We start from the raw sequence: 1213 nt of genomic DNA, 5'->3' as shown, positions 1-1213 counted from the left end.
GCAGCGCCTCACGCAGGGCCAGCGCGGTCCGCGCCGGGCCGGTGGCGGCGACGTCGTGCGGGGCGTGCAGGTCCCGGTACGCCTGGGCGGTGCCCGGCAGCGGCGCGTCCAGGTCGAGCGCCGCGGCGGCCTCCGCGCGGATCCGCTCGGTGAGCAGCTCGGGGATCCGTCCCAGGTCGACGGTCTCGAGCACCCGGGCGACGGCGGAGCGGACCGTCCACGACGGCAGCTTCCCCGTGGCCCGGTAGAGCGGAACCGGTCGCACGTCCACCTCCCCCGGGGCGACGTCGTCGTCCAGGAGGGCGAAGTCCGGGTTGTTCAGCGTGATCCGGCCGCGGTACTCGGTCGTGCGGCCCTGGAACATGGCGGTCATCCCGGGGGCGAGGCGGCGGCGGGCGTCGTGGCCGTTGAAGAAGGCCATGGACAGGCTCGCCCCCGGCACGCCGGCCACGGACGGGTCCGCGACGGTGACGTCCACGATGAACCCGGGCCGGCTGTGCATGCGCCGCGTGGTCACCGACTCCACGACGGCGACGACGGTCACCTCGGCGTCGTGCGGCAGCGCGGCGATGGGGGTGAGCTCGCCGCGCTCGATCCAGCGGCGCGGCACGTGGTCCAGCAGGTCCCCGACCGTGGTCAGCCCGAGCTCCTTCTCGAGGCGGGCGGGCAGCTTCCCGCCCAGCACCTCGGACAGGGGCAGGTCGGTGACGGGGGCCTCAGCGGCCATGGCACCCGTCCGGTGCGGCGTCGTCGCCGTGCGACGGCCCGGCCAGGTCGGTGACGGTCAGGCCCTCGACGTCGCCGGCGGCCCGCAGGGGGCCGATCGCGTCCTCGGCGCGGGGCACGTGCACGTGGACCCGCCACGGGACCCGGCCCTGCCCGTCACGGGCGGTCCCGACGGGGGCGAGGATCACGGCGTCCCCCACGTCGGCCAGCCGTCGGCGCAGCTCGGCCGCGGCGAGCGGGGTGAGCGTCAGGGTGCCCATCACCTCGACGGCCCCCTCGGCCGACGCCTCCGCCTCGGCAGCGGGCTCGCCCTCCGCGGCGTGGACGCCCTCGACGTAGCCGGGGAGCGCGGTGGCCAACTCCTCGTCCACGGGCGTGCCCGTCACGACGGAGCGCAGCGCCTCGAACACCCAGAGCAGCCCGACGGCACCGGCGTCCACGACGTGCGCCCGGGTCAGCGGGGCGAGCAACGACTCGGTCTCCTCCA

Annotated in this window: 2 pseudogenes; both read right to left on the bottom strand. The window is 76.7% G+C overall.

Going from position 1 to position 1213, the window contains the following annotated elements:
- Positions 1 to 727: pseudogene (locus tag HMPREF3105_RS01670) on the bottom strand (ATP-dependent DNA helicase RecG); the annotation flags it as partial.
- Positions 717 to 1213: pseudogene (locus HMPREF3105_RS01665) on the bottom strand (kinase); the annotation flags it as partial. The pseudogenes HMPREF3105_RS01665 and HMPREF3105_RS01670, both read right to left, overlap by 11 nt.

Source organism: Micrococcus sp. HMSC31B01 (assembly GCF_001816085.1).
Taxonomy (GTDB): Bacteria; Actinomycetota; Actinomycetes; order Actinomycetales; family Micrococcaceae; genus Micrococcus; species Micrococcus luteus.
This window is presented reverse-complemented; position numbering and strand designations above follow the sequence as displayed.